The following is a 22534-nucleotide window of genomic DNA, read 5'->3' on the forward strand; positions in this document are numbered from 1 at the left end:
TTAAAATTATGCTTAACGAATAAACCTATTATCTCAATGCGATAAATATTTCGGTAAAATTGAATGTGAAGAAATCAGTTTCAAAAGCAGAAAAATAGGAATTTTATCCTTGACGGCGTGACGGTGTTGAAGTAGGTTTTATATACAGTCAGAGAAGTGTGGCTGAGACAATTCAATAGAGTTTGATAGGGCGTGGCATGTGGTGCTGCGCTTTTTTTATTTGTGCCATTTGTAACCGGTTATGCGTTTCACAGAGAACGGAGCCGGTCAAACCATGCCGGAAAATTCGGAAGAAATACAAGCGCTGCCAAAGGCTTCGCTGGAGCGTTTGCAGGCGGTGTATCGTTTGCAGCGGCGTTATCAGATAACTGTGCCGGATATGGCTTTTCTCTTGGGGGTGAAGCCGGAGGTTTATAGCAGGCGTTTGAAGCGGGCAGGGCTGGATTGCTCTTCTGGCAGCTTGCCGGTGCTGGATATCGAAGATCTGCTGATTAAAATTAATGCGGAATTGCAGAATTTCTCCAAAGCGGAGGGGTTGCCGGAAAAGAGTGCTGTAGAGGCGCTGGCAGCACTGGCAAAAGCGGTGAAAAGCATCAGCGAGCTTTCCAAAGAAACGCGTGTTGAACCGCTGAATGATAAGCATGACAACGGAAATGATGATCGCGGTGTGACGCCGGAGGATGTGCGTGAAGCTCTCAGCATCATCAGCGCCAGAATTACCGAACTCAGAGCTGTTTAAATTTCTGTCTGACGCGGGTGTCGATGAGCAGGCCATTGTTGCAGCCAGTAAAGAATGGTTGTTTCAGGGGCGGCTGGCGCAATTGCCGGTGTTTCAGAAGCAGGATTGGCGCAGCTGGGTGATAATGGGTGGGCGCGGTTCGGGCAAAACCCGTGCCGGTGCAGAGTGGATCAGCGGCATGGCACAGGGGCTGGCGCCTTTCTGTGACAGAGCTTGCGGTAATATTGCTTTGGTGGGGGAAACACTGGCCGATGTGCGCGAGGTGATGGTTGAAGGGCCTTCCGGTATTCTCTCCGTATCACGTTTGCAGCGGCCACGGCTGGAAAGCACCCGCCGCAGGCTGGTTTGGGAAAGCGGGGCGGTGGCTTCGTTCTATTCGTCAGAAGATCCGGACAGTTTGCGCGGGCCGCAATTTTCTGCGGCATGGTGTGATGAGCTGGCGAAATGGAAAAATCCGCAACAGACATGGGATATGCTGCAATTCGGCCTGCGTCTGGGAGACAAGCCGCGTCAGGTGGTGACAACCACACCGAAAATGCAGGCTCTGCTGCGTGATCTGTTGAGCGATCCGGCAACGATCATGACCCATATGCGCACGGATGAAAATGCGGCACATCTGGCACCGGCGTTTCTGTTAGCCATGCAGCAGCGTTATACTGGTACGGCCTTGGGGCGGCAGGAGCTGGATGGTGTTTTGATTGCTGATCGTGAGGATGCGCTGTGGTCGCGGGAGCAATTAGAGGCGTTACATGATCCGCAAGTTCCGGAATTACAGCGCATTGTTATTGCGGTTGATCCGCCTGCGACTTCCACCAAAAATTCCGATGCCTGCGGGATTATTGTGGCGGGGCTGGATGCCGATGGTCTGGCTTGGGTGCTGGATGATGCCACGTTGCAAGGCGTAAAGCCCCATCAATGGGCTGCGCAGATTGTGCAGTTCTACCATCGCTATCAGGCCGATCTGGTGGTGGCGGAGGTCAATCAGGGCGGTGACATGGTGATGGCGGTGATCCATGCGCAGGATGCATCAGTCGCGGTGAAGCCCGTACGGGCGCAGAGGGGAAAATATCTGCGTGCCGAGCCGGTAGCAACGCTCTATGAGCAAGGGCGTATTCGCCATGCACGCCGTTTTCCGGAGCTGGAAGATGAGATGTGTGATTTCGCCGTAAACGGCCTGTCGTCAGGCCGCTCACCGGACAGGATGGATGCGCTGGTCTGGGCGCTGCATACGCTTTTGCTTCAGGACACACATAAGCCGAGAATCCGGCAGCTTCGATAAATTTCATAATTAAGGTCGAGTGAGGTGAACATGGTTCGATCATGGGCTTGGTCATGGCCGTGGCGGCATAGTGCTGCCCAAACGCAGGAGCAGAAAAGCGTGCAGCCGCCTTCTGTAAAAATGCAGCAGGGTTTTGTCGCGCTGCATATGGATGCGCAGGCACGCTGGACAAGCCGCAATTATATGGCGCTGTCGCAACAGGGATTTATGCGCAATCCGATTGTACATCGTTGCGTTAAAATGATCAGCGATGCCGCAGCCAATGTGCCGCTGCTGCTCTATCAGGGCGAGACGGAGCTTGAAGATCATCCGCTGTTGAATTTGCTGCGGGCACCCCATGAAGGGGCGAGTGGTTCCGGCTTTTTCGAGCAGCTTTACGGATACCTGCTGCTATCCGGCAATGCCTATATCGAGCGGCTGGATTATGACGGACAGCCGAAAGAATTACACTTGTTGCGTCCTGAGCGGGTGACCATTGAGAGCGACAGCAATGGCTGGCCTCAAACTTTGCTCTATCGTAACAATAGCACCAGCCGCCGTATCAGCCTGAATTCAGGTTTTGAGTCCGGATTATCAGCACGGGCGTTGCATTTGCGGCTGTTTCATCCGCTGGACGATCATTATGGTTTCCCGCCTTTGGAAGCCGCTTCGATGGCACTGGATATTCATAATGCTACGGCGGCATGGAACAAGGCTTTGCTTGATAATTCTGCGCGGCCTTCGGGTGCGCTGGTCTATGCACCGAAAGATGGTGGCAATTTGAGCGAGGAACAGTTCGACCGGCTGAAGACCGAGCTGGAGGAAGGCTATACCGGTGCCGGTGGGGCGGGTAAACCGCTGCTGTTGGAAGGCGGGCTGGATTGGAAAGCCATGGGACTGTCGCCCAAAGATATGGATTTCATCGAGGCCAAACATGTGGCCAGCCGCGAAATCGCGCTGGCTTTCGGCGTGCCATCGATGCTGCTCGGTATTCCCGGTGATAACACCTATGCCAATTATGCCGAGGCCAATCGTGCTTTCTATCGCTTGACTATTCTGCCGCTGCTAACCCGCACGGCACAGGCGCTGAGCAATTGGCTATGTCCTTCTTTTGGTGCGGATCTGCGACTTGAACATGACCATGACCGTATTGACGGGCTTGCTGAGGAACGCGAAGCCTTGTGGCGGCGCATTGGTGCGGCGGAGTTTTTAAGTACAGCCGAAAAGCGTCAGGCCGTTGGCTATTCTCCTGAGCCGGAAGGAGGAGCGCTATGAACCTCTTCAACCAGCCGGATGCACTCACGCAGGAACAATGGATCTGGCTTGCTAAAATCACCGGCGCGGTGAGCGGTTCGGCCGTTTCACTGGCCTATATGTTGCCCAAGGGAAAACGCGAGGCTGCAGTTCGTTTCGCGGTCGGTCTGATTTGCGGCATGATTTTTGGCGGGGCAGCCGGTGTTAAAATCGCAGAACAACTGACTTTGAGTAATAGTCTCGGACAGGCAGAGCTGATGTTGATGGGCTCTGCTGCTGCCAGCTTTGCTGCATGGACAGCACTCGGTTTTTTCAAGCGCTTTACCGACCGGCTGAAAAATCAGGTTGGTGGTTCAATTCGGCAAGAGGGGGAGCATGATGAAGGCTAAGGCAGAGCAGTCCTTATGTTTCAGCGGTTATGCCAGCCTGTTTTCGCTCACTGATCTGAGCGGCGATATTATTGAGCGTGGGGCGTTTGCCAAGTCTCTGTGGCGGGGCGCTGGTGTGCCAATGCTCTGGCAGCATCAGGCCGACAATCCCATCGGCATCTGGACAAAAATCACCGAGAACCAGCGCGGTCTTTATGTTGAGGGGCAGTTAACGCAAGGCGTGACGCGTGCCGATGAAGCTTGGCAGTTGATATCCGAAGGGGCGCTGGACGGTTTGTCGATTGGCTTTCGCGCTATTCGCAGTAAGAAGTCAGCCTCAACCGGAAAGCGGCATATTCTGGAAGCCGAGCTTTGGGAAATTTCGCTGGTGACTTTTCCGATGTTGCCGCAGGCGCGTGTTCATCCGGTGCAGAGTAAAAATCACGATGACATGAGTTCCGCGCAGATTATCCGCCATGCGGCGGCCAGTCTGAAAGCGCAAACTTCTTTTTGAAACCTCCGTCCGGTCGGTTTGTACCGTCTTTTTACACCAAGCCCGAAGGGACAGGAAATGACGATCAAACATAAAGCAACAGCAGCTCAACCGCAGATGCTGGAGATTAAGGCGCTGAACAGCCAGCAGGAAGTCGGGCAGGCTTTTGGTGAGTTTATGCAGGCTTTTGAAGGGTTCAAACAGGCCAATGATGAGCGCCTGACCCAGATTGAAAAACATGTCGGGGCTGATGTTCTGACGGTTGAAAAGGTAGAACGTCTCAACCGTGCAATGGATGAGCAGAAGGCGGCGCTGGATCAATATGTGCTGAAACAGGCGCGTCCTGCACTTGGTGGCGAGACACGTTCATCACTCGGTAGTATTGTACAGGAGCATAAACAGGCTTTTGATACTTATGCCCGCCGTGGTGATGAACAGGCATTGCGCGGGCTTGAGCAGAAAGCGCATTCCTATGGTTCTGGGCCTGATGGTGGTTATCTTGTGCCGTCTGAACTGGAAACTGCCATCGGTACACGTCTGGCCGCACTTTCTCCGGTGCGTGGTCTTGCAACCGTGCGACAGGTTTCCGGCGCTGTACTCAAAAAGCCGTTTTCCATCAGTGGTCCTGGTACCGGCTGGGTTGGTGAAGAGGGCGCACGCCCGCAGACCACCAATGCCAAGCTGGCTGAGCTGCAATTCCCGACCATGGAAATTTACGCCATGCCTGCGGCAACAGCCAGCCTGCTGGATGATGCTGCGGTGGATGTGGAGCAATGGATTGCCGCAGAGGTTGAAACAGCTTTTGCCGAGCAGGAAAGCGCTGCCTTCATCAATGGTGATGGTGTGAACAAGCCGCATGGTTTTCTGGCCTATGATACGGTTGATGAAGCGTCATGGGCATGGGGTAAACTTGGTTGCCTGAAGACGGGCGTTGCCGGTGCCTTACCTGCTTCCAGCCCGTCCGATTTGCTGATTGATCTCGTCTATGCGCTGAAATCCGGCTACCGCCAGAATGCCCATTGGATGATGAACCGTAAAACCCAGTCGGCGCTGCGCAAGCTCAAAGACAGCAACGGCAATTACCTCTGGCAGCCGCCGGCGTCTCTTGGGCAGAAGGCTTCCTTCATGGGCTTTGGTCTGGTGGAAGCGGAAGATATGCCGGATATTGCCACGGACAGCACACCGATTGCCTTTGGTGATTTTGCCCGTGGTTATCTGATTGTCGATCGCATCGGTATCCGTGTTCTGCGTGATCCGTATTCTGCCAAGCCATATGTGCTGTTCTATACCACCAAGCGTGTCGGCGGTGGTGTGCAGGATTTTGACGCGATCAAACTGCTGAAATTTGCAGCCTGATTTTGCTGGCGAGGCGGTTTTGCTTGGTCTTTGCAAAGCGGCATGAATCATTCTGTCAGAGAGTGATTTTATCTTACTGAATCTATTGTAAATTACAGGAGATAGCATGGTTCTCCAACTTATAGCGCCGCCGGTGAAAGAGCCGGTGACGACAGCAATGCTGCGCGATTTTTTACGTTTATCACCGGATCAGGAAGAAGACTTACTGGAACGGCTGATCCGCACTGCGCGGGAAGTAATCGAGCAGCATTGCAATCTGGTGATGCTGCCGCAGCGCTGGCTGTTGCAGCTCGCCAACTGGCCGCAATCGGGCAGAATTGCCCTCTATAAAGCGCCGGTCATTTCCATTGATAAAGTGCAAGGTTTTGATACCGACGGTGCTGTAGTGCTGTTCAATGCGGATGATTGGCGGTTGGATACGGATAGTCGTCCGCAGCGACTTTATCTGCGGCGACCGCAATATATTACTATTGCCCGCGGGTTGGAAATTGAGCTGACTGCCGGTCTGGCGAATGAGCCTGAAGACCTGCCCGAAACATTGCGTCATGCCTGTCTGGTGCTGGCGGCGCATCTCTATGACAACCGCAATTCTTATGAGGCGGTGATGCACAGCCTGCCGGATATGGTTGCACAGCTCGTGTCACCGTGGCTGCGGCGGGGGCGGCTATGAACCTGCAATTCATTGATGCAGGGCAGTTTAAAACCCTGCTGACTTTGGAAGAAAACCGTCCGCTCTTTGATGAGACCGGCGGCTATCAGGAGCAATGGACGGAAATTGCCACGCTCTGGGGCAGGATTGAGCCGAAGAAAACCGGCAGTCAGAACTTTGCCGGACAGGCCATTCCCCATGTCACCCATCTCATCACAACCCGTTACCGCAAAGATATAGCAATCTCCATGCGTCTCACGCGTGCGGAGCGATATTTCACGGTTTTAGGGCTGCACGATCCCGATGAAAGCCAGCGCTATCTCATTTGTTCAGTTAGAGCATTTCCAGATTATCTTGAAACATAGGAAATGCTCTAACTGTTTGTTTTTACGCGTATCTTGATCCGAAAACCGTTTCACACTTTTCGGGATACGCTATAGAGAGGAAATCCGATGAATTTTTCTATGCGTTTTATCTTTGAAGCCTTGTTGCGCACTTTGCGTCTTGTCGGCTTGCAGGCCTGTGAACAGGCGCTCTCGAATAAACGCGACGGGCTGTTTTTGAAAAGCCCTGAGCCTAAAGCGCCGCCTGTTCAAACCGAACAGGACAATAAGGGATGAACGGCGCGGCGCTTGTTTTGCAAAAGGCGATATTGGCGTGGTTGCAAGCCGCGCCTTTGCTGATGGAGAAACTGCACGGGCAGGGTATTTACGATCATGTGCCGCCCCATGCGGCGTTTCCTTATATCAGCTTTGGTCAAAGTCAGATTTACGCCTGGGATACCGATAGCGGCACCGGCGAAGAGCACAATCTGGTGCTGCATATCTGGGCGCGTTCCAATGGTCGCAGGCAGGTGCTGGAACTGATGATGCTGCTGGAAGGGCTGATGGAGGCTTTGGCAAGCAGCCAGCAAAAGCCGGATATCGGCGGCTATCATCTGGTCAATCTGACTTTGCAATCCTCACAGACCCGCAATGACGACTTGCGCGACGGTTACAATGGCCAGTTGCGCTACCGTGCGGTGACTGAAAAAATTGAAGGAGCGTAATTAATGGCAGCTCAGAGAGGCAAAGACCTGTTGCTGAAAATTGCTGCGGCAGGTGACACATTTCAGACCTGTGCGGGTTTGCGCAGCAAGCGCATTGCTTTCAATGCGGAGACTGTGGATGTGACGGATGCTGATGCTACAGGGCGTTGGCGGCAATTGCTGGCTGGCAGCGGTGTGCAGCGTGCATCGGTCAGCGGTGCGGGTATTTTTAAAGATGCGGCATCGGATGCTCTGATCCGCGCGGCGTTCTTCAATGGTGATATTCTGAATTGGCAGATTATTGTGCCGGATTTTGGTGCTGTCAGCGGTTTGTTTCAGATCACCGCGCTGGAATATGGCGGCGCTCATGATGGCGAAGTGACATTTGAAATCGCGCTGGAATCTGCCGGCCTTATCAGTTTCGGAGCGCAGCCATGATGGTCAATGCCAGACGCGGTGAAATTGCAGCCGTTTTAAATGACAGGGATTGGGTTTTGTGCCTGACACTTGGTGCCTTGGCCGGTCTTGAGGCTGCCTATGAGACTGAAGACTTGCCCGCTCTGATCGCCCGTTTCTCAACAGGGCAGTTAAAATCAGAAGATATGATCCGCATTGTCACCGCAGGTTTGCGTGGTGGCGGTCATGATGTGGCCGAGGATGATGTGGCCGATATGCGCATTGATGGTGGTGCTACCGGCTTTGCGCGATTGGTGACGCAATTGCTGGAAGTGACTTTTGGCATGACTGCTGAAAATCCGGAAAACGCAGCACAATCAAAAAATTAGAAGCCGTAATTGAATCAATGTCTTTCCCCTGGGATGCGCTGATGCATTTCGGGATGGGACAATTGCGGCTGTCGTCACGGGATTTCTGGTGTTTAAGCCTGCCCGAGATCAGGGCACTGAGCCAGTCCATGCGCGGTGGCAGGAAAGCGCCGTCGCGTGATGTTTTAAACACGCTGATGCGGGCTTTTCCGGATGGTGAATTATGAATGATACAGGCACACAACAATCAGTCACGGTTTCGGTTGAGGCGGATACCAGCGGTTTTGACCGTGCGCTGGATAATTTGCAGAAGCGTTCCGGCTCATTCGGGCAGAGCCTGACTTCGGCTTTCAAAAGCGCGGTCACATCCGGCAAAGGGCTGGACGATGTGCTGCGCGGTCTGGCGTCGAATATGGCTTCCATGGCGCTGGATGCGGGAATGAAGCCATTGCAGGGATTATTTTCCTCGATGTTCTCCGGCTTGATGGGCGGGCTTGGCGGCTTGGGTGGGGTTAAACCTTTTGCCAAAGGCGGTGTGGTTTCCAGTCCGACATATTTCGGACTGGGCAGTGGTTTCGGCGTGGCCGGTGAGGCAGGAGCTGAGGCGATTTTGCCATTGGCACGCGGCAGTGACGGCAGTCTTGGCGTGGCTATGGGCAATGGTGGCGGCGGGCGATCCATGCAGATTAATTTTAATATGGCATCACCTGATGCTGCTTCCTTCAGCCGCTCGGAAGCGCAAGTCAGCGCCATGCTGGCACGTGCAGTGCGCCATGGCACCAGACGCATGTGAAAGGGCGCATTATGCAGGATTTATCTTCATTTCATGATGTGCCTTTTCCGCTTGGTGTTTCCTTCGGGGCAACCGGCGGGCCGGAATGGCGCAATGAGATTGTCAGCCTGACCTCGGGACACGAAAAGCGTAATGCGCGCTGGTCAATGTCGCGGCGGTTTTATGATGCCGGAACAGGGTTGCGTTCGCTCAACGATCTGCGTGCTGTGTTACGTTTTTTCGAGGCGCGGCGTGGTTCACTTTATGCGTTCCGGTTTCGTGATCCGTTTGATCATCTCTCATCGGAACAGGATGCACCGCCACAACCAACAGATCAGTTTCTGGGGCGGGGAGACGGCGCGACACGGCGATTTCAGCTGGCGAAACAGTATGGTGATTATCAGCGCATTATTACCAAGCCCGTGCTGGGGACTGTGCTGCTTGCCGTTGAGGGGAAGGTGCTTGCGGCGGATGCATTCAGCGTGAATTGGCTGACAGGCATAGTGGAAATTCACGAGGATCATGTGCCACCGCCGCAGGCAAAAGTGACCGCAGGTTTCCTGTTCGATGTACCGGTGCGCTTTGATACGGACAGGCTGAGCGCCAGTATTGCCAGTTTCAAAGCCGGTGAAATTCCGTCTATTCCGATTGTTGAGGTGAAGTGATGCTGACACTCGATCCGGCACTTGAATCACATTTGCAAGGCGATGTGACAACACATTGTTTTGCATGGATTTTGCGCCGCAAAGACGGTGATGTTTTTGGCTTTTGTGACCATGACAGAACATTATCCGTGCATGGGATTAATTGCTTTCCGCAAAGCGGGATGAATGGTTCTGAGGCAGGAAGCCAGCTTGGTCTCGCGGTAGACAGTTCCGAGATTGAAGGGGCGCTGACCAGTGACGCTTTGACTGATGCGGATATTGAGCGCGGGCTTTATGACGGTGCGACTGTTGAGACTTATCTGGTCAACTGGGCGCAGCCGGAGCAAGCGGTATTATTGCGCAGCTGCGTAATCGGCAAAATTACACGCAGCGGCATGAATTTTACCGCTGAGTTGAAAAGCAGTGCGGCTCTGCTGGATCGTGTTTTCGGACGGCGTGCCAAGCGGGGTTGCGATGCGGAATTTGCAGATAAGCGTTGCGGCATCAATCCGGCCGATCCGCGCTATGCGGGTGAGGGTGTGGTGGAGCTTGTCAGCGGACAGGATCTGGTGGTTGTAAATCTGAGTGGTTTTACCTCGCACTGGTTTGAGCGCGGGAGCCTGCATTGGCTGAGCGGGCAAAATCAGGGTAGCGTGAATAATATTGTCTCGCACCTTAAACAGGGTGATGCGGCAAGTCTGATCCTTCAGGAACTGCCGGTCTATGACGTTCAGATCGGTGATCGTTTTCGTGTATTGGCGGGCTGCGACAAGAGCTTTCAGCAATGCCGTGACCGTTTTGCCAATCATGAGAATTTTCGCGGCTTTCCGCATATTCCCGGCAATGATGCTGCCTATGGTTTTGCCGGTGGTGAGGGAAATTTTGACGGCGGGGTACTGGTACCATGACCGCTGCCCCGTTGAATGACAGAGTGCTGGCGATTGCTGAAAAATGGCTTGGTACACCCTATCGTCACGGTGCCAGCCGTTTGCAGGTCGGCTGTGATTGTCTGGGGCTGATACGCGGTATCTGGCGCGAGCTTTATGGTACAGAGCCGGAGGATGCCGGCACCTATTCCCGCGACTGGGCAGAGCTTGCCCAAGATGAGCCGCTGATTGATGCTGCGCGACGGCATATGTATTTAAAACCGCAATCAGAGATACAGGCCGGTGATATTCTGATCTTTCGCTGGCGGGATGGTGTGGCGGCCAAGCATTTAGGAATCATGGCGGAGAATAACCGCTTCATCCATGCCTATGAGGGGCATAGTGTGACGCTTTCTGCGCTGGTTCCGCAATGGCGGCAGCGTATTGCAGCAGTTTTCTCCTTTCCAAATCCTTCGGTTTGAAGACAGGTCATTTCTCGCATGAGTACAGTGGTTCTTCAGGCGGCAGGTAGTATGATCGGCGGGCTGTTCGGCCCCGTTGGCGCGGCAATCGGTAGTGCGATCGGCGCTATGGGCGGCTATATGATCGACAATGCGCTGATTAATTCAACGCGGCGTATCGAAGGGCCGCGTCTCTCCGGTACACGTCCGATGCAGGCGGAAGAAGGGGCTGTTTTGCCTGCCGTTTATGGCACGATGCGTGTCGGCAGTACACTGATCTGGGCGACCCGTTTCGAGGAAGAGAAAACCACCACTCGTCAAGGGGCGAAAGGTGGCCCGAAAACCACCACTTACAGCTATTATGTCAATGCCGCTTTTGCGGTGGCACAGGGCGAGATTTCCGGCATCCGGCGCATCTGGGCAGATGGCAAAGAGCTGGATCAGACGCAGGTCACACTTCGTGTCTATAATGGCACTGAAACGCAGCAGCCTGATCCGCTGATTGAAGCGCGGCAGGGGGCGGGTAAAGCACCTGCCTATCGCGGCACTGCTTATGTGGTTTTCGAACACCTGCCGATTGATGCCTATGGTAACCGGCTTCCGCTTTTGCAATTCGAGGTTATGCGCAGTGTTGGTAGGCTGGCGCGGGATATTCAGGCCGTTGCGCTGATCCCCGGTGCAACGGAATTTGGTTTGTCGCCGCAGATGGTGCGCGATGAACCGCGCCCCGGTGAAACACGCGCGTTGAACCGTAATACTCTGCGGGCGCAAAGTGACTGGTCAGCATCACTGGATGAGTTGCAGGCGCTGTGTCCCAACCTGAAAACAGTTGCTCTGATTGTGCCTTGGTTTGGCACCGATTTGCGCGCGGGAGAATGCCGGATTTTGCCCGCTGTTACAGCGCGGGAAGCGAGAAAACCGAGCCATCACTGGCGTGTCGGTACTGTTGACCGTGCATCTGCCCATCTGATTTCTGATAATGGCACTGAGAAAGCCTATGGCGGGACACCGAGTGATTTCTCGGTCATCGCTGCGATCAAAGATGCCCGACAGCGTGGACTGAAGGTCACGCTTTATCCGTTTACTATGATGGATATTCCTGCTGATAATCAGTTGCCTGCACTGGATGGTGAGGGCTTTCAGCCAGCCTATCCGTGGCGCGGCAGAATTAGCGTGCCGGTGGGAGCAGATAAAACAGCGGATGCAGCGCTTCAGCTTACCCGTTTTTCCGATGGCACGAACGGCTATAAGAATTTCATCCGCCATTATCTGGAACTGGCGCATGTTGCCGGTGGTGTTGATGCCTTTCTGATCGGCTCGGAACTACGTGGCCTCACGCAAATCCGTAATGAGCAGAATGATTTTCCGTTTGTCAGCACTTTGTGCGAACTGGCTGATAATGCACGCACATCTTTAGGGGCTCATTGTAAAATCACTTATGGTGCGGATTGGTCGGAATATTTTGGCTATCACCCGCAGGATGGCAGCGGCGATGTGTTCTTTCACCTTGATCCGCTATGGGCGCATCTGGCAATCAATGCCATCTGTATTGATAATTATATGCCGCTGAGTGACTGGCGTGACGGGGATGAGCGCAGCATTGATCCGGATTTTCCCGCTTCTGCCTATGATGAGAGTGCCTTGCAAAATGCCATTGCCGGAGGTGAGGGTTATGACTGGTATTATGCCTCGGATGCAGACAGGCGTGCCCGCAAGCGCACGGCAATAACGGATGGTCTGGCGGGCAAGCCGTGGGTATTCCGTTATAAGGATTTGCGCTCATGGTGGCAGAACCAGCATTTCAACCGCATCAATGGTGTGGAGCAGACACAACCTACCGCATGGCAACCCATGTCCAAGCCATTCTGGTTTACCGAGCTTGGCTGTGCGGCGGTTGATAAAGGGCCGAACCAGCCGAATGTATTTCCTGATCCGAAATCCTCGGAAAATGCTGTGCCATATTTCTCCGATGGCTCGCGCAGTGATATTGCGCCGGATCGTTTTTTGCGCGCGCATTTTTCCTATTGGAATGTTGCGGGAGAGCATAATCCTGTTTCGCCGCTCTATGGCGGTGCAATGCTTGATCCGGAACAGATTTATGTCTGGGCGTGGGATACGCGCCCGTTTCCAGAATATCCGCTGAAAGCAGATATCTGGGGCGATGCTGCCAATTGGGCAACAGGGCATTGGCTCAATGGCCGCCTGAGTGGTGTAGCGCTGGATGAATTGTTACTCGCTTTGCTGAAAGATTTCGGGCTTGAAGGGCTGGCTGATTGCCGTGGCGTTGAAGGCTATCTGTCCGGGTATATTGCCGATAATCCGGCGAGTGGCAGGGCATTGCTGGAACCGTTGATGGATATATTCGGGCTTGTGGCTTTTGAGCAAGTGAAGGGAACTCAGAGGCTGGTATTCCGCAGTCTCACACAACGCCAGAATCCCGTTGCCATTCAGGATTTTGCACTGGAAGGCGATCAGTCATTGCCGGTGCGTATTCTGGATGATGTGGAAGAATTGCCTGCAAGCGCAGAGATTTATTTCAGCGATGCCTTGCGGGATTATCAGTCCGGCAGTGCCTTGGCGCAAAAATCCGGCTGGCAGCGTGCCGGTCACGAAAGCCTGTCTTTATCTGCTGCCATGGAAAGCGGACAAGCGCAGGCACTGGCCGAAAGCTGGCTTGAAAGAAAACGGGCTGAACGCCGCACCGTTGCTTTTTCTGTGCCATGGTTGCAGGCAGGTTTGACAGTCGGTGACAGGGTGCGTGTGCCTGAACTGGCCGGAAATCGGGATTATGTCATTGTGAGCTTTGAGGACGGAGCGGCAAGGCGGGCTAAAGCCGTAGCGCTTGCGCCGGCTTTGCGTCGCCCTGATCGCACCCGTATGCCAGCGGTGCCTGTTTCCGGCGGTGTGACTGCCGGTCCGCCGCTGTTTCATATGCTGGATTTGCCGATGTGGCCCGGAATTGAAAATGAGAGCAGTCAGTTCCGCATCGCTTGTTATGCCAAGCCGTGGCGGGATGTGGCGCTTTTTGCCTCGCCGGAAGCGGGTGGCTATCAATTGCGCACAGTGATCCCCTATGCCGCAATCATGGGGGAGCTGACAACAGAGCTTGCAGGCGCCGCCAGCGGTCGTTTCATGCATCAGCAGAGTTTTGATATTCGTCTATATCACGGGGAATTACATTCTCAGTCTGTGTTGCAAGTGCTGAATGCCGCAAATACCGCTCTGGTGCAAAATAGCGCGGGCGGATGGGAGATTCTGCAGTATCAGGAGGCAGAAGAAATTGCTGCCGGTCACTGGCGGTTAAAGTCTTTGCTGCGCGGACAATCGGGAACAGAACCGGAGGCAGATATTGTAAAACCGTTAGGTGCGTCTTTTATTTTGCTGGATGATCGGGTTGTTCCTGCAGGATTGCAGAAGACTGAAAACGGTTTGATGCTGAACTGGCGTGCGGGGCCATCCGGTCGGGACTTTTCGGATGACTATTTTATTACCCAATCCGCTGCCGGTGGCATGAAAGCCTTAAAGCCTCTGAGTCCGGTTCATGTCAGATACAGACCGCAGCTAAACGGAGATATGCATTTTCAGTGGATCCGGCGCGGACGCATTGATGCGGATAGCTGGATGGGGGAGGATATTCCTCTAGGAGAAGTTACGGAAAAATATCAGGTACAACTGTGGCAGGATGGGGTGCTGTTGGAAAAAGCGGAAGTAACCCGACCGCATTATGTCTATTCCGGTCAGGTGCAACACGGTGTGCATTTGCGTTTGGAAGTCGCTCAGATCAGTCAGAGTTCCGGCGCGGGAGAGGCGGCTTCACTATCGTTTCGTTACTAAAACCAGTTGCGAAAAATATTTTCCAGCACACATGTTGAATTGAAAACGGGCTGATCCTTCGTAATTGACAGTTTTTAATGAATTTGGCAGCTTTGCCGCAGTTATGAAGACTTTCGTTTTTAGGGAACTAATGTTAACGAAAGAAAAAATCTAAGCATTTCCGGCAGTACAACAGAATGACCGTCCGGAAATAGGGTGAAACGATGTGAGCGGTTCCCGTGAACCTGTCGTTAATGGAAACGCTCCGGATGAGTGCCGTTTGTTTGATACACAAGATTGTTCATTCAACATTCAGGTAAGAGGCGTTAAAGTGAGCGTTATGATGACACAGAAACCAGTTCGCACATTTTTCGCTGCTTTTACTCTGCTCACCGGTATGACCGCAGCAGTTTTTACAAGCATTGTTCCATCTGCGGGCGCCGCAGGCTTGCAACGGCACGTACCTGCCGGTTTGCAACAGGCGCAGCCGCATATCATTCGCGTTGCCGGTGATTGTGCTGCCATCGGACAGCAGGTTGCTGCACAGCAGGGCGGTACGCTGACCAAAGCAACAGCTGCTGTTCAGAACGGCGCGCCGGTCTGTATTGTGGTTGTGCTGGTACCCGGACGTGACGGTGAACGTCCGCGCCGTGTGGAAGTTGCAGTACCGGCCAAGTAAAGCGGAAGCTTTAAAGTTTCGCCTGTAACTTACCGGACACTGACTTGTAATTCTCCCGTTTGCTCATTCTTGTAATGTGCTGTAAAAACAGATGCTGTCTGCATGGCAGACGGCACGCTGTATTATCGCTCCGAAAGACTGAAAAGGTTTGCTGATGAGAATTCTGATTGTTGAAGATGATAAGGATCTTAACCGTCAGCTGGCTGAAGCTCTCCGTGATGCAGACTATGTGGTCGATTGTGCTTTTGACGGCGAAGAAGGCCATTTTCTCGGCGATACTGAACCTTATGATGCGGTGATACTGGATATCGGCCTGCCGCAAATGGATGGGATCAGTGTTGTAGAGCGCTGGCGCCGTGAAGGCCGTTCCATGCCGGTGTTGATGCTGACAGCGCGTGACCGCTGGAGTGACAAGGTTGCCGGTATTGATGCCGGTGCTGATGATTATGTGGCGAAACCATTTCACATTGAAGAAGTTCTGGCGCGGTTGCGCGCTTTGATCCGCCGTGCGGCTGGTCATGCTTCATCGGAAATTGTCAGCGGTAAACTTGTGCTGGATACAAAGGCTTCAAAAGCAACGGTTGACGGTGCGGCTTTGAAGCTGACCTCTCATGAGTTCCGGCTGTTGTCTTATCTCATGCACCATATGGATGAAGTGATTTCCCGTACAGAACTGGTGGAGCATTTATACGATCAGGATTTCGACCGTGATTCCAATACGATCGAGGTTTTTGTCGGACGTCTGCGCAAGAAAATGGGCGTGGATATGATCGAGACCGTTCGCGGCATGGGATATCGCATCCGCTCTGACAATAATGATGGCAGTAAAGACTGAGATGCCGCTGTTTTCCGGGAAAGTCTTTGCTCTCGGTTTGCGCTCGCTGGCACTGCGTGTGGTAACGCTGTCAACATTATGGGTTATTATTGCCCTTGTTGTCGTTGCCACGCTCATTCAGTCGCTCTATCGGGATGCGGCAGAGCGCAGTTTTCAAAGCCTTTTATCCGCACATCTTTATAGTCTCGTCGGGGCGGTCAGTCTGACGCCGGAGGGCGAGCTTTACGGTAAGCCGGAGCTTGGTGAAATACGCTATGCCAGCGCTGATTCAGGCTGGTATTGGTCGGTTGATCCTGTGTCTGCAAGTGTGCGCGGGCATCTGGGCTCGGTTTCATTGGGCTCAAAAATAATTCCTGTAAAATCAGTTTCTGAAGCACCTTTCGACCAGTCATTCATGCGCAGTTATGTCGTGCAAACCAGCACTGGCGAGGATCTTTCTGTTGTTGAAACAGAGGTTGTTCTCGACAGTACGGATAAAATTGCCCGTTTCCGCGTGATGGGTAATCTGAATGAGGTGAAAGAAGAAATCAGCGATTTCCGCAACCGGCTTTATATCTATCTGGGGCTGTTCGGCCTTGGCAGTATTCTGATTAATGCGGCAATTATTCTGTTTGGTTTGCGACCGCTGGATCATGTGCGTCGCACGCTGGCGGATATCCGTGAGGGAAGAAGCAATCGTGTTGATGCGGACTTGCCTTTGGAGATCGCACCGCTCGCGCAGGAAATGAATGCCCTGATAGAAAATAACCACCGTATTGTGGAGCGGTCGCGGACGCAGGTGGGAAATCTTGCACATTCTCTGAAAACGCCGCTTTCTGTGCTGATGAATGAAGGCCGCAATATTGGCGGCCGTCAGGGGCAGTTGGTGATCGAGCAGAGTGATGCAATGCAGGTGCAGATCCAGCATTATTTACAGCGTGCACGCGTTGCAGCCCAGCGGGACAGTGTTGTTTTCAGGGCTCCGGTCACACCGGTGCTTGAGCGCATGATTCGTGTGACGGCTAAGCTTAATCCGCATTTGAAGGTTACATTTTCCAATCAGTTTCCCGCTGCAATCTTTGCCGGTGAAAAAGAAGATCTCGAAGAAATCGTCGGAAATATCATGGAGAACGCGGCCAAATGGGGGCGTTCAAAAATTCATCTGTCCCTGCGCGCCGCTCAGAAACCGGATGCAGGTGAAGGCGCAAGCAATCAGTTTGAAATCCTGATTGAGGATGACGGAGAAGGTCTACCTGCGGATAAAATGGCTGAAGCCCTGAAACGTGGGAAGCGCATTGATGAAAGCAAGCCCGGTACAGGTTTGGGGCTGGCAATTGTTCAGGATACGGTCAGGGAATATTGCGGGACTTTGGGGCTGAGTAAGGCATCTTTGGGTGGTCTTGCTGTGCAGATTACTTTGCCTGCAGTTTTAAGCTGAGCTTTGCTTTTAGCCGGTTTCAGGTATAACTGACCGCAGTCAGGCGCGTTATTCCTGATTTTGTTTTGTGTTGAGATGTCAAGGGAATGATTGCAGAGTGTGCTTTCAGCAGTCATAATGCTCTGCAAAGCGTTGCTGACAGGATGTTAAATTGCTCATGAAGTCGTCTTCCGTAGGTACATTGCGTAAACTTACTTTTATTCTTCCGCTGTTTGCTCTGACAGCCTGCTCCACATTGAACGCTTCAACATCAGGTTCGCCATCCCGAAATCCGCTGGCCGGAGGATCGGTCAGCAATGCAGTTCTGGCGCCGATGGGAAATGGTATTCTGGGCTCTGCCGGTTCGCAGCTCACGGCTTCTGATCGCAGGTCGGCAATCGAGGCGGAATATAAAGCACTGGAATATGCGCCGAAAGGTGAAGCGGTTTCATGGAAGGGGCGTTCTGGCAAAGCTTCCGGTGAGGTAACTGCTGCGCAGCCTTATCAGGTCGGTTCCCAGAATTGCAGGCAATATAGCCATAGTTTTACCGTTGACGGAGCGCCGCAGTTGGTGCGCGGCACTGCCTGCCGCAATGATGATGGTAGCTGGACACCGCTGACCTGATTTAGCCTCTGTGCAAAACTTGATTAAGGCAGGTTTTGCACAGGACTGAACTGCCGGACGGCTTTGCGGCCAAATGACCTATACCCTGATAATTTGCCAACAGGCAGTTGGTTTTACCGGGCAGGTAGATTAAGTCTCCGGTCATGGATTTCTGGCTTGTTTCTGCACTTTTAACTTTCGCTGCAATTCTTATCGTCATGTTGCCTCTGACACGAAAAGACACCGTGTCCGTGGCTGAGGGCGAGGAAGACCGCTCGGTTTATATTCAGCAGCTGAAAGAGATTGATTCCGATCTGGCGCGTGGTCTGCTGGATGAGCAGTCGGCTGAACAAGCCCGACTCGAAATATCCCGTCGCATTCTTAAGAATGACCGTCGTATGACGGATGCGGCTGCAGGTGCTGAAGGCAAAGCCACGGGCGCTGCTGAAAAGAAGTATCTGTTCAGTGCAAGCGACCGTTGGGCGATTATTCTTGTCTTATTGTTCATTCCGGCAGTCAGCTGGGGTGTCTATGCAGCAATCGGTACGCCCGATCTGCCTGCGCAGCCACTGGCTGAACGCAAAAACACAATGATTCAGGATAAAAGCGCAGCCGAACTGATCGCACAGGCCGAAGCGCATCTGGCAAAGACGCCGGATGATGGTCGTGGCTGGGCGATACTTGCGCCGATTTATCTGCGCATTGGCCGCGTTGACGATGCCATTAATGCCTACCGCAAGGCTCTGGAACTGCTTGGTGATGATGTTGATCGTCTGATCGGTCTCGGGGAAGCCCTGACGATTAAAGCCAACGGGCAGGTCACTGAAGAGGCTCTTGCTCTCTTCGAGAAAGCCGGAACAATCGAACCGTCCGACATGCGTCCGCCTTTGATGAAGGCACGGGCATTGCTGCAGGCCGGTAAGCGGGATGATGCAATCAATGTCTTGCAGATCATTCTCAATACATCACCTGAAGATGCACAATGGCGCGCTGATATTGAGCAGACGATTGCCAATCTGAAATCAGGCGGCGCGGCTCCTTCAACTGCACCGTCGCAGGCTACGCAGACACAGGCAGTTCAGGCACCAGGCCCGACAGCTGAAGATGTTGAAGCCGCTGCCGCCCTGAGTGAGCAGGGGCGGAAAGATATGATCCGTTCCATGGTGGATGGTCTGGCTGCAAAACTACAAGACAACCCGACGGATATTGATGGCTGGGAGCGTTTGCTGCGCGCATATGTCGTGCTTGGTGAGCGTGATAATGCTGCCGAAGCTTTGCGAAAAGCTGTTAAAGTTCTGCCGGAAAATGACCGGAAGCGGCTTACTCAGGTCGCCTCCCGGTTAGGACTGGATACGACGGGAGTTCAGAAGTGACCCATAGTCAGTTATCGGCATCATCCTCTGCAGAAAACCGCCCACCGCGGGTTTCACAGGTTATGCGCAACCGCAAACGCAAGCGCCTGATTTTGATCTCCGGCGCCATGGCCGTTTTGGCGCTGGCTATTGGTCTGGTGCTGATCGCCTTCAGTCAGGATATTCGCTATTTCCGTACACCTGATGATGTGACAGCAGAAGATATTGCATCGGGTGCGCGTTTCCGTCTTGGTGGTCTGGTCGAGGCTGGTTCTGTGGTCCGTGGCGCTGATAAACATGTGCAATTTGCTGTCACAGACACGCTGAAACAGGTGACAGTCACCTATGAAGGCATTTTGCCGGATCTGTTCCGTGAGGGGCAGGGCGTTGTCGCAGAAGGCCGTTTTACGCCCGATGGTGTTTTTATCGCAGATAATGTTCTGGCAAAGCATGACGAAAATTACATGCCGAAAGATGTTGCAGACAGTCTGAAAGAAAAAGGTGTCTGGGAAGGGAACTAAGCTGCTCTTAAGCAGGCTTTGTTTGAAACCCCATTCCAAAAGCTGAATATTGCGTGTTTCGGATGCGCAATATTCAACAGGCAGGATAAATAGAATGAGCGTTGAAATCGGACATTTCGCACTGGTACTGGCACTGGCTTTGGCCTTGGTGCAGTCCTTTTTGCCGATCATCGGAGCAAAACGGAATGATTCCCGATTGATGAGCGTTGCAGAGCCTTGCTCTGCGGCCGTGTTTGCACTGGTTCTGTTATCGTCGGCAATGCTGGTCCATGCCTATGTTACTTCTGATTTCTCCGTGCTCAATGTGGTTGAAAACTCCCACTCGCTGAAGCCTTTACTATTTAAAATTACCGGAGTCTGGGGCAATCACGAAGGCTCGATGATGCTCTGGGTGCTGATCCTGACATTTTTCAGTGCGCTGGTTGCAGTCTTTGGCAGTAATCTTCCGAACACATTGCGGGCAAATGTTCTGGCTGTGCAGGGGTGGATTGCCACAGCATTCTTAAGCTTCATTCTTTTCACATCCAATCCGTTTATCCGGATTATTCCGGCACCGATTGAAGGACAGGATCTCAACCCTATCCTGCAGGATATCGGCCTCGCCATTCATCCGCCGATGCTCTATCTCGGCTATGTCGGCTTTTCAGTTTGTTTCTCCTTCGCTGTTGCTGCGCTGATTGACGGTCGTATTGATGCCGCATGGGCACGCTGGGTACGACCTTGGACGCTGACCGCATGGATTTTTCTGACCGGCGGTATCTCCATGGGCTCTTACTGGGCTTATTATGAACTGGGCTGGGGCGGCTGGTGGTTCTGGGATCCGGTTGAAAACGCATCCTTCATGCCATGGCTGATCGGCACCGCGCTTCTGCATTCCGCGATTGTGATGGAAAAACGCGGCGCTTTGAAGATCTGGACAATTTTGCTGGCTCTGCTGACATTCTCGCTGTCATTGCTCGGTGCATTCCTTGTCCGCTCAGGCGTGCTGACTTCGGTACACAGCTTTGCCACCGATCCGGGGCGTGGCTTGTTTATTCTCGCTATTCTGGTGTTCTTCATCGGCGGCTCACTGGCATTGTTTGCCTTGCGCGCACAGACATTGACGACCGGAACCATGTTTCAGCCGGTGTCGCGTGAAGGTGCGCTGGTGCTGAACAACCTGTTCCTGAGCACGGCTACGGCAACCGTGCTGATCGGTACGCTTTATCCGCTTTTGCTTGAGGCAATGACCGGAACCAAGATTTCCGTCGGCGCACCGTTTTTCAATATGACTTTCGGCCCGCTGATGATCCCCTTGCTGGCCGCCGTACCATTCGGCCCGCTGCTGGCATGGAAACGTGGCGATCTCTATGCGGTGGCACAGCGCCTGATGTGGGTTTTCGGCCTGTGTCTCCTGAGCGTGGGACTGGTGCTTATTCTGATTGATCCGCGCGCTGTCTGGGCTGCTTTCGGTATTGGTCTGGGTCTGTGGGTTATTCTCGGCAGCCTGATGGATATCGTGACCAAAGCCGGTTTTGGTAAGGTTGAGCTTTCGCGGGCATTCCCGCGCTTGCTGGGGCTGCCGCGTTCGGTATTCGGCACTGCTCTGGCGCATATGGGGCTTGGCATTACCTTGCTGGGTATCGTGATTGTGTCCAGTTTCGGTACGGAACAGGTTGTCACCATGAAACAGGGGGAAACGGTTGCTTTCTCCGGTTATCAGTTACGTTATGATGCGCAACAGCCTTTTGCCGGTTCAAACTATACGGAAGATCAGGGATTGTTCTCTCTGCTCGACAGCAGCGGCAATACAATCGGTAATGTTATGGCGGCAAAGCGCTTCTATCCGGCACGTAATATGCCGACGACCGAAGCCGGTATCCTGACCCGTGGCGTTAATCAGTATTATGTTGCACTGGGCGATGCTCTGGAGAATGGTGGTATGGTCGTGCGCCTCTGGTGGAAACCATCGGTGACGCTGATCTGGCTTGGCACGGTTGCTATGGTTCTTGGCGGGCTCTTGTCTCTGATGGACAGACGTCTGCGTGTCGGTGCTCCGGCCAGAGCTAAAAAGACGGTGAAAGCAGTAAGCGGGGTGGCATGATGAGCCTGTTGAAAAATCTGTGCAGCCGTTCCTTCTGTATCTTGCTCATTGCTGTGAGCATCGCCGCCGGTAGTTTGCTGACTGCAAATGTTCATAACGCATGGGCGGTTAATCCGGATGAAGTTCTGGCTGATCCTGTGCTGGAAAAACGTGCGCGTGATCTGTCTGCCGGTTTGCGTTGCATGGTGTGTCAGAACCAGTCGATTGATGATTCCGATGCCGATCTGGCGCGTGACCTGCGTTTGCTGGTGCGTGAGCGTCTGGTACAGGGCGACAGCGACGAACAGGTTATTGATTTTCTGGTGTCGCGTTATGGCGAGTTCGTGCTTCTCAAACCGCGTCTCGATAAGCAGACAATCATCTTGTGGAGCTTCCCTGTCATTATTCTGATTATTGGTATCAGCGTTATTTGGTTTTCACGTCGTAAGGCCGGCAGCACGCAGCCACAGATTGTTCCGCTGAATGACGAGGAAAAACAACGTCTTCAAAATCTTCTGGACGGCAAATAACCGGAATTTCGTAACCTTACGAAAAATTCATGTTTCAGAAATTATCCGGTAATGTTCGGTAAGCTATCTCTTGTGAGGAATAGTTGATAAT

The 22534-nt window shown here is 53.1% G+C and carries 26 protein-coding genes; all 26 read left to right on the top strand.

Annotation, left to right across the window (positions count from 1 at the left end):
• Positions 1–274 precede the first annotated feature (274 nt).
• The 26 genes from LDL70_RS04095 (at position 275) to LDL70_RS04220 (ending at position 22443) form a co-directional block, all read left to right on the top strand.
• Positions 275–739 carry a hypothetical protein gene (locus LDL70_RS04095; protein WP_225687352.1) on the top strand — a complete coding sequence of 155 codons (465 nt, stop codon included), beginning with the start codon at positions 275–277 and terminating at the stop codon, positions 737–739.
• 124 nt (positions 740–863) lie between these two features.
• Positions 864–2018, top strand: a complete 1155-nt coding sequence (locus LDL70_RS04100; protein WP_225688379.1) for a DNA-packaging protein — start codon at positions 864–866, stop codon at positions 2016–2018.
• A gap of 30 nt (positions 2019–2048) precedes the next feature.
• Entirely contained in the window at positions 2049–3272 is a 1224-nt protein-coding gene (locus LDL70_RS04105; protein WP_225687354.1) for a phage portal protein, read from the top strand.
• Positions 3269–3640 carry a DUF6107 family protein gene (locus tag LDL70_RS04110; protein ID WP_225687356.1) on the top strand — a complete coding sequence of 124 codons (372 nt, stop codon included), beginning with the start codon at positions 3269–3271 and terminating at the stop codon, positions 3638–3640. Before LDL70_RS04105 ends, LDL70_RS04110 begins: the two co-directional genes overlap by 4 nt.
• Entirely contained in the window at positions 3627–4133 is a 507-nt protein-coding gene (locus LDL70_RS04115; RefSeq protein WP_225687358.1) for an HK97 family phage prohead protease, read from the top strand. The genes LDL70_RS04110 and LDL70_RS04115 overlap by 14 nt, the downstream gene beginning before the upstream one ends.
• 63 nt (positions 4134–4196) lie before the next feature.
• Complete coding sequence (locus LDL70_RS04120; protein ID WP_225688381.1) at positions 4197–5468, top strand: phage major capsid protein; 1272 nt, start codon at positions 4197–4199, stop codon at positions 5466–5468.
• 106 nt (positions 5469–5574) lie between these two features.
• On the top strand, positions 5575–6138 hold the full coding sequence (locus LDL70_RS04125) for a hypothetical protein (protein WP_225687360.1): 564 nt from the start codon (positions 5575–5577) through the stop codon (positions 6136–6138).
• Entirely contained in the window at positions 6135–6482 is a 348-nt protein-coding gene (locus tag LDL70_RS04130; RefSeq protein WP_225687362.1) for a phage head closure protein, read from the top strand. Before LDL70_RS04125 ends, LDL70_RS04130 begins: the two co-directional genes overlap by 4 nt.
• A gap of 87 nt (positions 6483–6569) precedes the next feature.
• Complete coding sequence (locus tag LDL70_RS04135; RefSeq protein WP_225687363.1) at positions 6570–6737, top strand: hypothetical protein; 168 nt, start codon at positions 6570–6572, stop codon at positions 6735–6737.
• A complete protein-coding gene (locus LDL70_RS04140) occupies positions 6734–7165 on the top strand; it encodes a DUF3168 domain-containing protein (RefSeq protein WP_225687365.1) in 432 nt (143 codons plus the stop codon). Before LDL70_RS04135 ends, LDL70_RS04140 begins: the two co-directional genes overlap by 4 nt.
• A gap of 3 nt (positions 7166–7168) precedes the next feature.
• The gene (locus LDL70_RS04145; protein WP_225687367.1) at positions 7169–7582 is read left to right on the top strand and encodes a phage major tail protein, TP901-1 family; all 414 of its coding nucleotides are present in this window, start codon (positions 7169–7171) and stop codon (positions 7580–7582) included.
• On the top strand, positions 7579–7929 hold the full coding sequence (locus tag LDL70_RS04150) for a gene transfer agent family protein (protein WP_225687369.1): 351 nt from the start codon (positions 7579–7581) through the stop codon (positions 7927–7929). The genes LDL70_RS04145 and LDL70_RS04150 overlap by 4 nt, the downstream gene beginning before the upstream one ends.
• Before the next feature lie 17 nt (positions 7930–7946).
• Positions 7947–8135 (top strand): rcc01693 family protein, encoded by a 189-nt coding sequence (locus LDL70_RS04155; protein ID WP_225687372.1) that lies wholly within the window; start codon positions 7947–7949, stop codon positions 8133–8135.
• On the top strand, positions 8132–8701 hold the full coding sequence (locus tag LDL70_RS04160) for a phage tail tape measure protein (protein ID WP_225687373.1): 570 nt from the start codon (positions 8132–8134) through the stop codon (positions 8699–8701). Before LDL70_RS04155 ends, LDL70_RS04160 begins: the two co-directional genes overlap by 4 nt.
• An 11-nt stretch (positions 8702–8712) precedes the next feature.
• On the top strand, positions 8713–9345 hold the full coding sequence (locus LDL70_RS04165; RefSeq protein ID WP_225687375.1) for a DUF2460 domain-containing protein: 633 nt from the start codon (positions 8713–8715) through the stop codon (positions 9343–9345).
• The gene (locus LDL70_RS04170; protein ID WP_225687376.1) at positions 9345–10232 is read left to right on the top strand and encodes a DUF2163 domain-containing protein; all 888 of its coding nucleotides are present in this window, start codon (positions 9345–9347) and stop codon (positions 10230–10232) included. Before LDL70_RS04165 ends, LDL70_RS04170 begins: the two co-directional genes overlap by 1 nt.
• Positions 10229–10672 (top strand): NlpC/P60 family protein, encoded by a 444-nt coding sequence (locus LDL70_RS04175; protein WP_225687378.1) that lies wholly within the window; start codon positions 10229–10231, stop codon positions 10670–10672. The genes LDL70_RS04170 and LDL70_RS04175 overlap by 4 nt, the downstream gene beginning before the upstream one ends.
• 18 nt (positions 10673–10690) lie before the next feature.
• On the top strand, positions 10691–14485 hold the full coding sequence (locus tag LDL70_RS04180; protein WP_225687380.1) for a glycoside hydrolase TIM-barrel-like domain-containing protein: 3795 nt from the start codon (positions 10691–10693) through the stop codon (positions 14483–14485).
• Between the two features lie 322 nt (positions 14486–14807).
• A complete protein-coding gene (locus LDL70_RS18035) occupies positions 14808–15143 on the top strand; it encodes a hypothetical protein (protein WP_306401681.1) in 336 nt (111 codons plus the stop codon).
• Positions 15144–15297: 154 nt separating this feature from the next.
• Positions 15298–15978, top strand: coding sequence for a response regulator transcription factor (locus LDL70_RS04190; RefSeq protein ID WP_022710005.1), 681 nt, complete (start codon positions 15298–15300; stop codon positions 15976–15978).
• Positions 15979–16066: 88 nt separating this feature from the next.
• Positions 16067–17395, top strand: coding sequence for an ATP-binding protein (locus tag LDL70_RS04195; RefSeq protein ID WP_075654811.1), 1329 nt, complete (start codon positions 16067–16069; stop codon positions 17393–17395).
• Positions 17396–17552: 157 nt separating this feature from the next.
• Entirely contained in the window at positions 17553–17999 is a 447-nt protein-coding gene (locus LDL70_RS04200; protein WP_022710003.1) for a membrane protein, read from the top strand.
• A 143-nt stretch (positions 18000–18142) separates the two neighbouring features.
• Positions 18143–19351, top strand: coding sequence for a c-type cytochrome biogenesis protein CcmI (gene ccmI, locus LDL70_RS04205; protein ID WP_225687382.1), 1209 nt, complete (start codon positions 18143–18145; stop codon positions 19349–19351).
• 62 nt (positions 19352–19413) lie between these two features.
• Positions 19414–19851, top strand: coding sequence for a cytochrome c maturation protein CcmE (gene ccmE, locus LDL70_RS04210; RefSeq protein WP_022710001.1), 438 nt, complete (start codon positions 19414–19416; stop codon positions 19849–19851).
• Between the two features lie 94 nt (positions 19852–19945).
• Entirely contained in the window at positions 19946–21934 is a 1989-nt protein-coding gene (locus LDL70_RS04215) for a heme lyase CcmF/NrfE family subunit (RefSeq protein ID WP_075654566.1), read from the top strand.
• Entirely contained in the window at positions 21931–22443 is a 513-nt protein-coding gene (locus LDL70_RS04220) for a cytochrome c-type biogenesis protein (protein WP_225687384.1), read from the top strand. The genes LDL70_RS04215 and LDL70_RS04220 overlap by 4 nt, the downstream gene beginning before the upstream one ends.
• The last annotated feature ends 91 nt before the right edge of the window (positions 22444–22534 follow it).

It is taken from the genome of Pseudochrobactrum sp. XF203 (assembly GCF_020341615.1).
GTDB lineage: Bacteria > Pseudomonadota > Alphaproteobacteria > Rhizobiales > Rhizobiaceae > Pseudochrobactrum > Pseudochrobactrum saccharolyticum.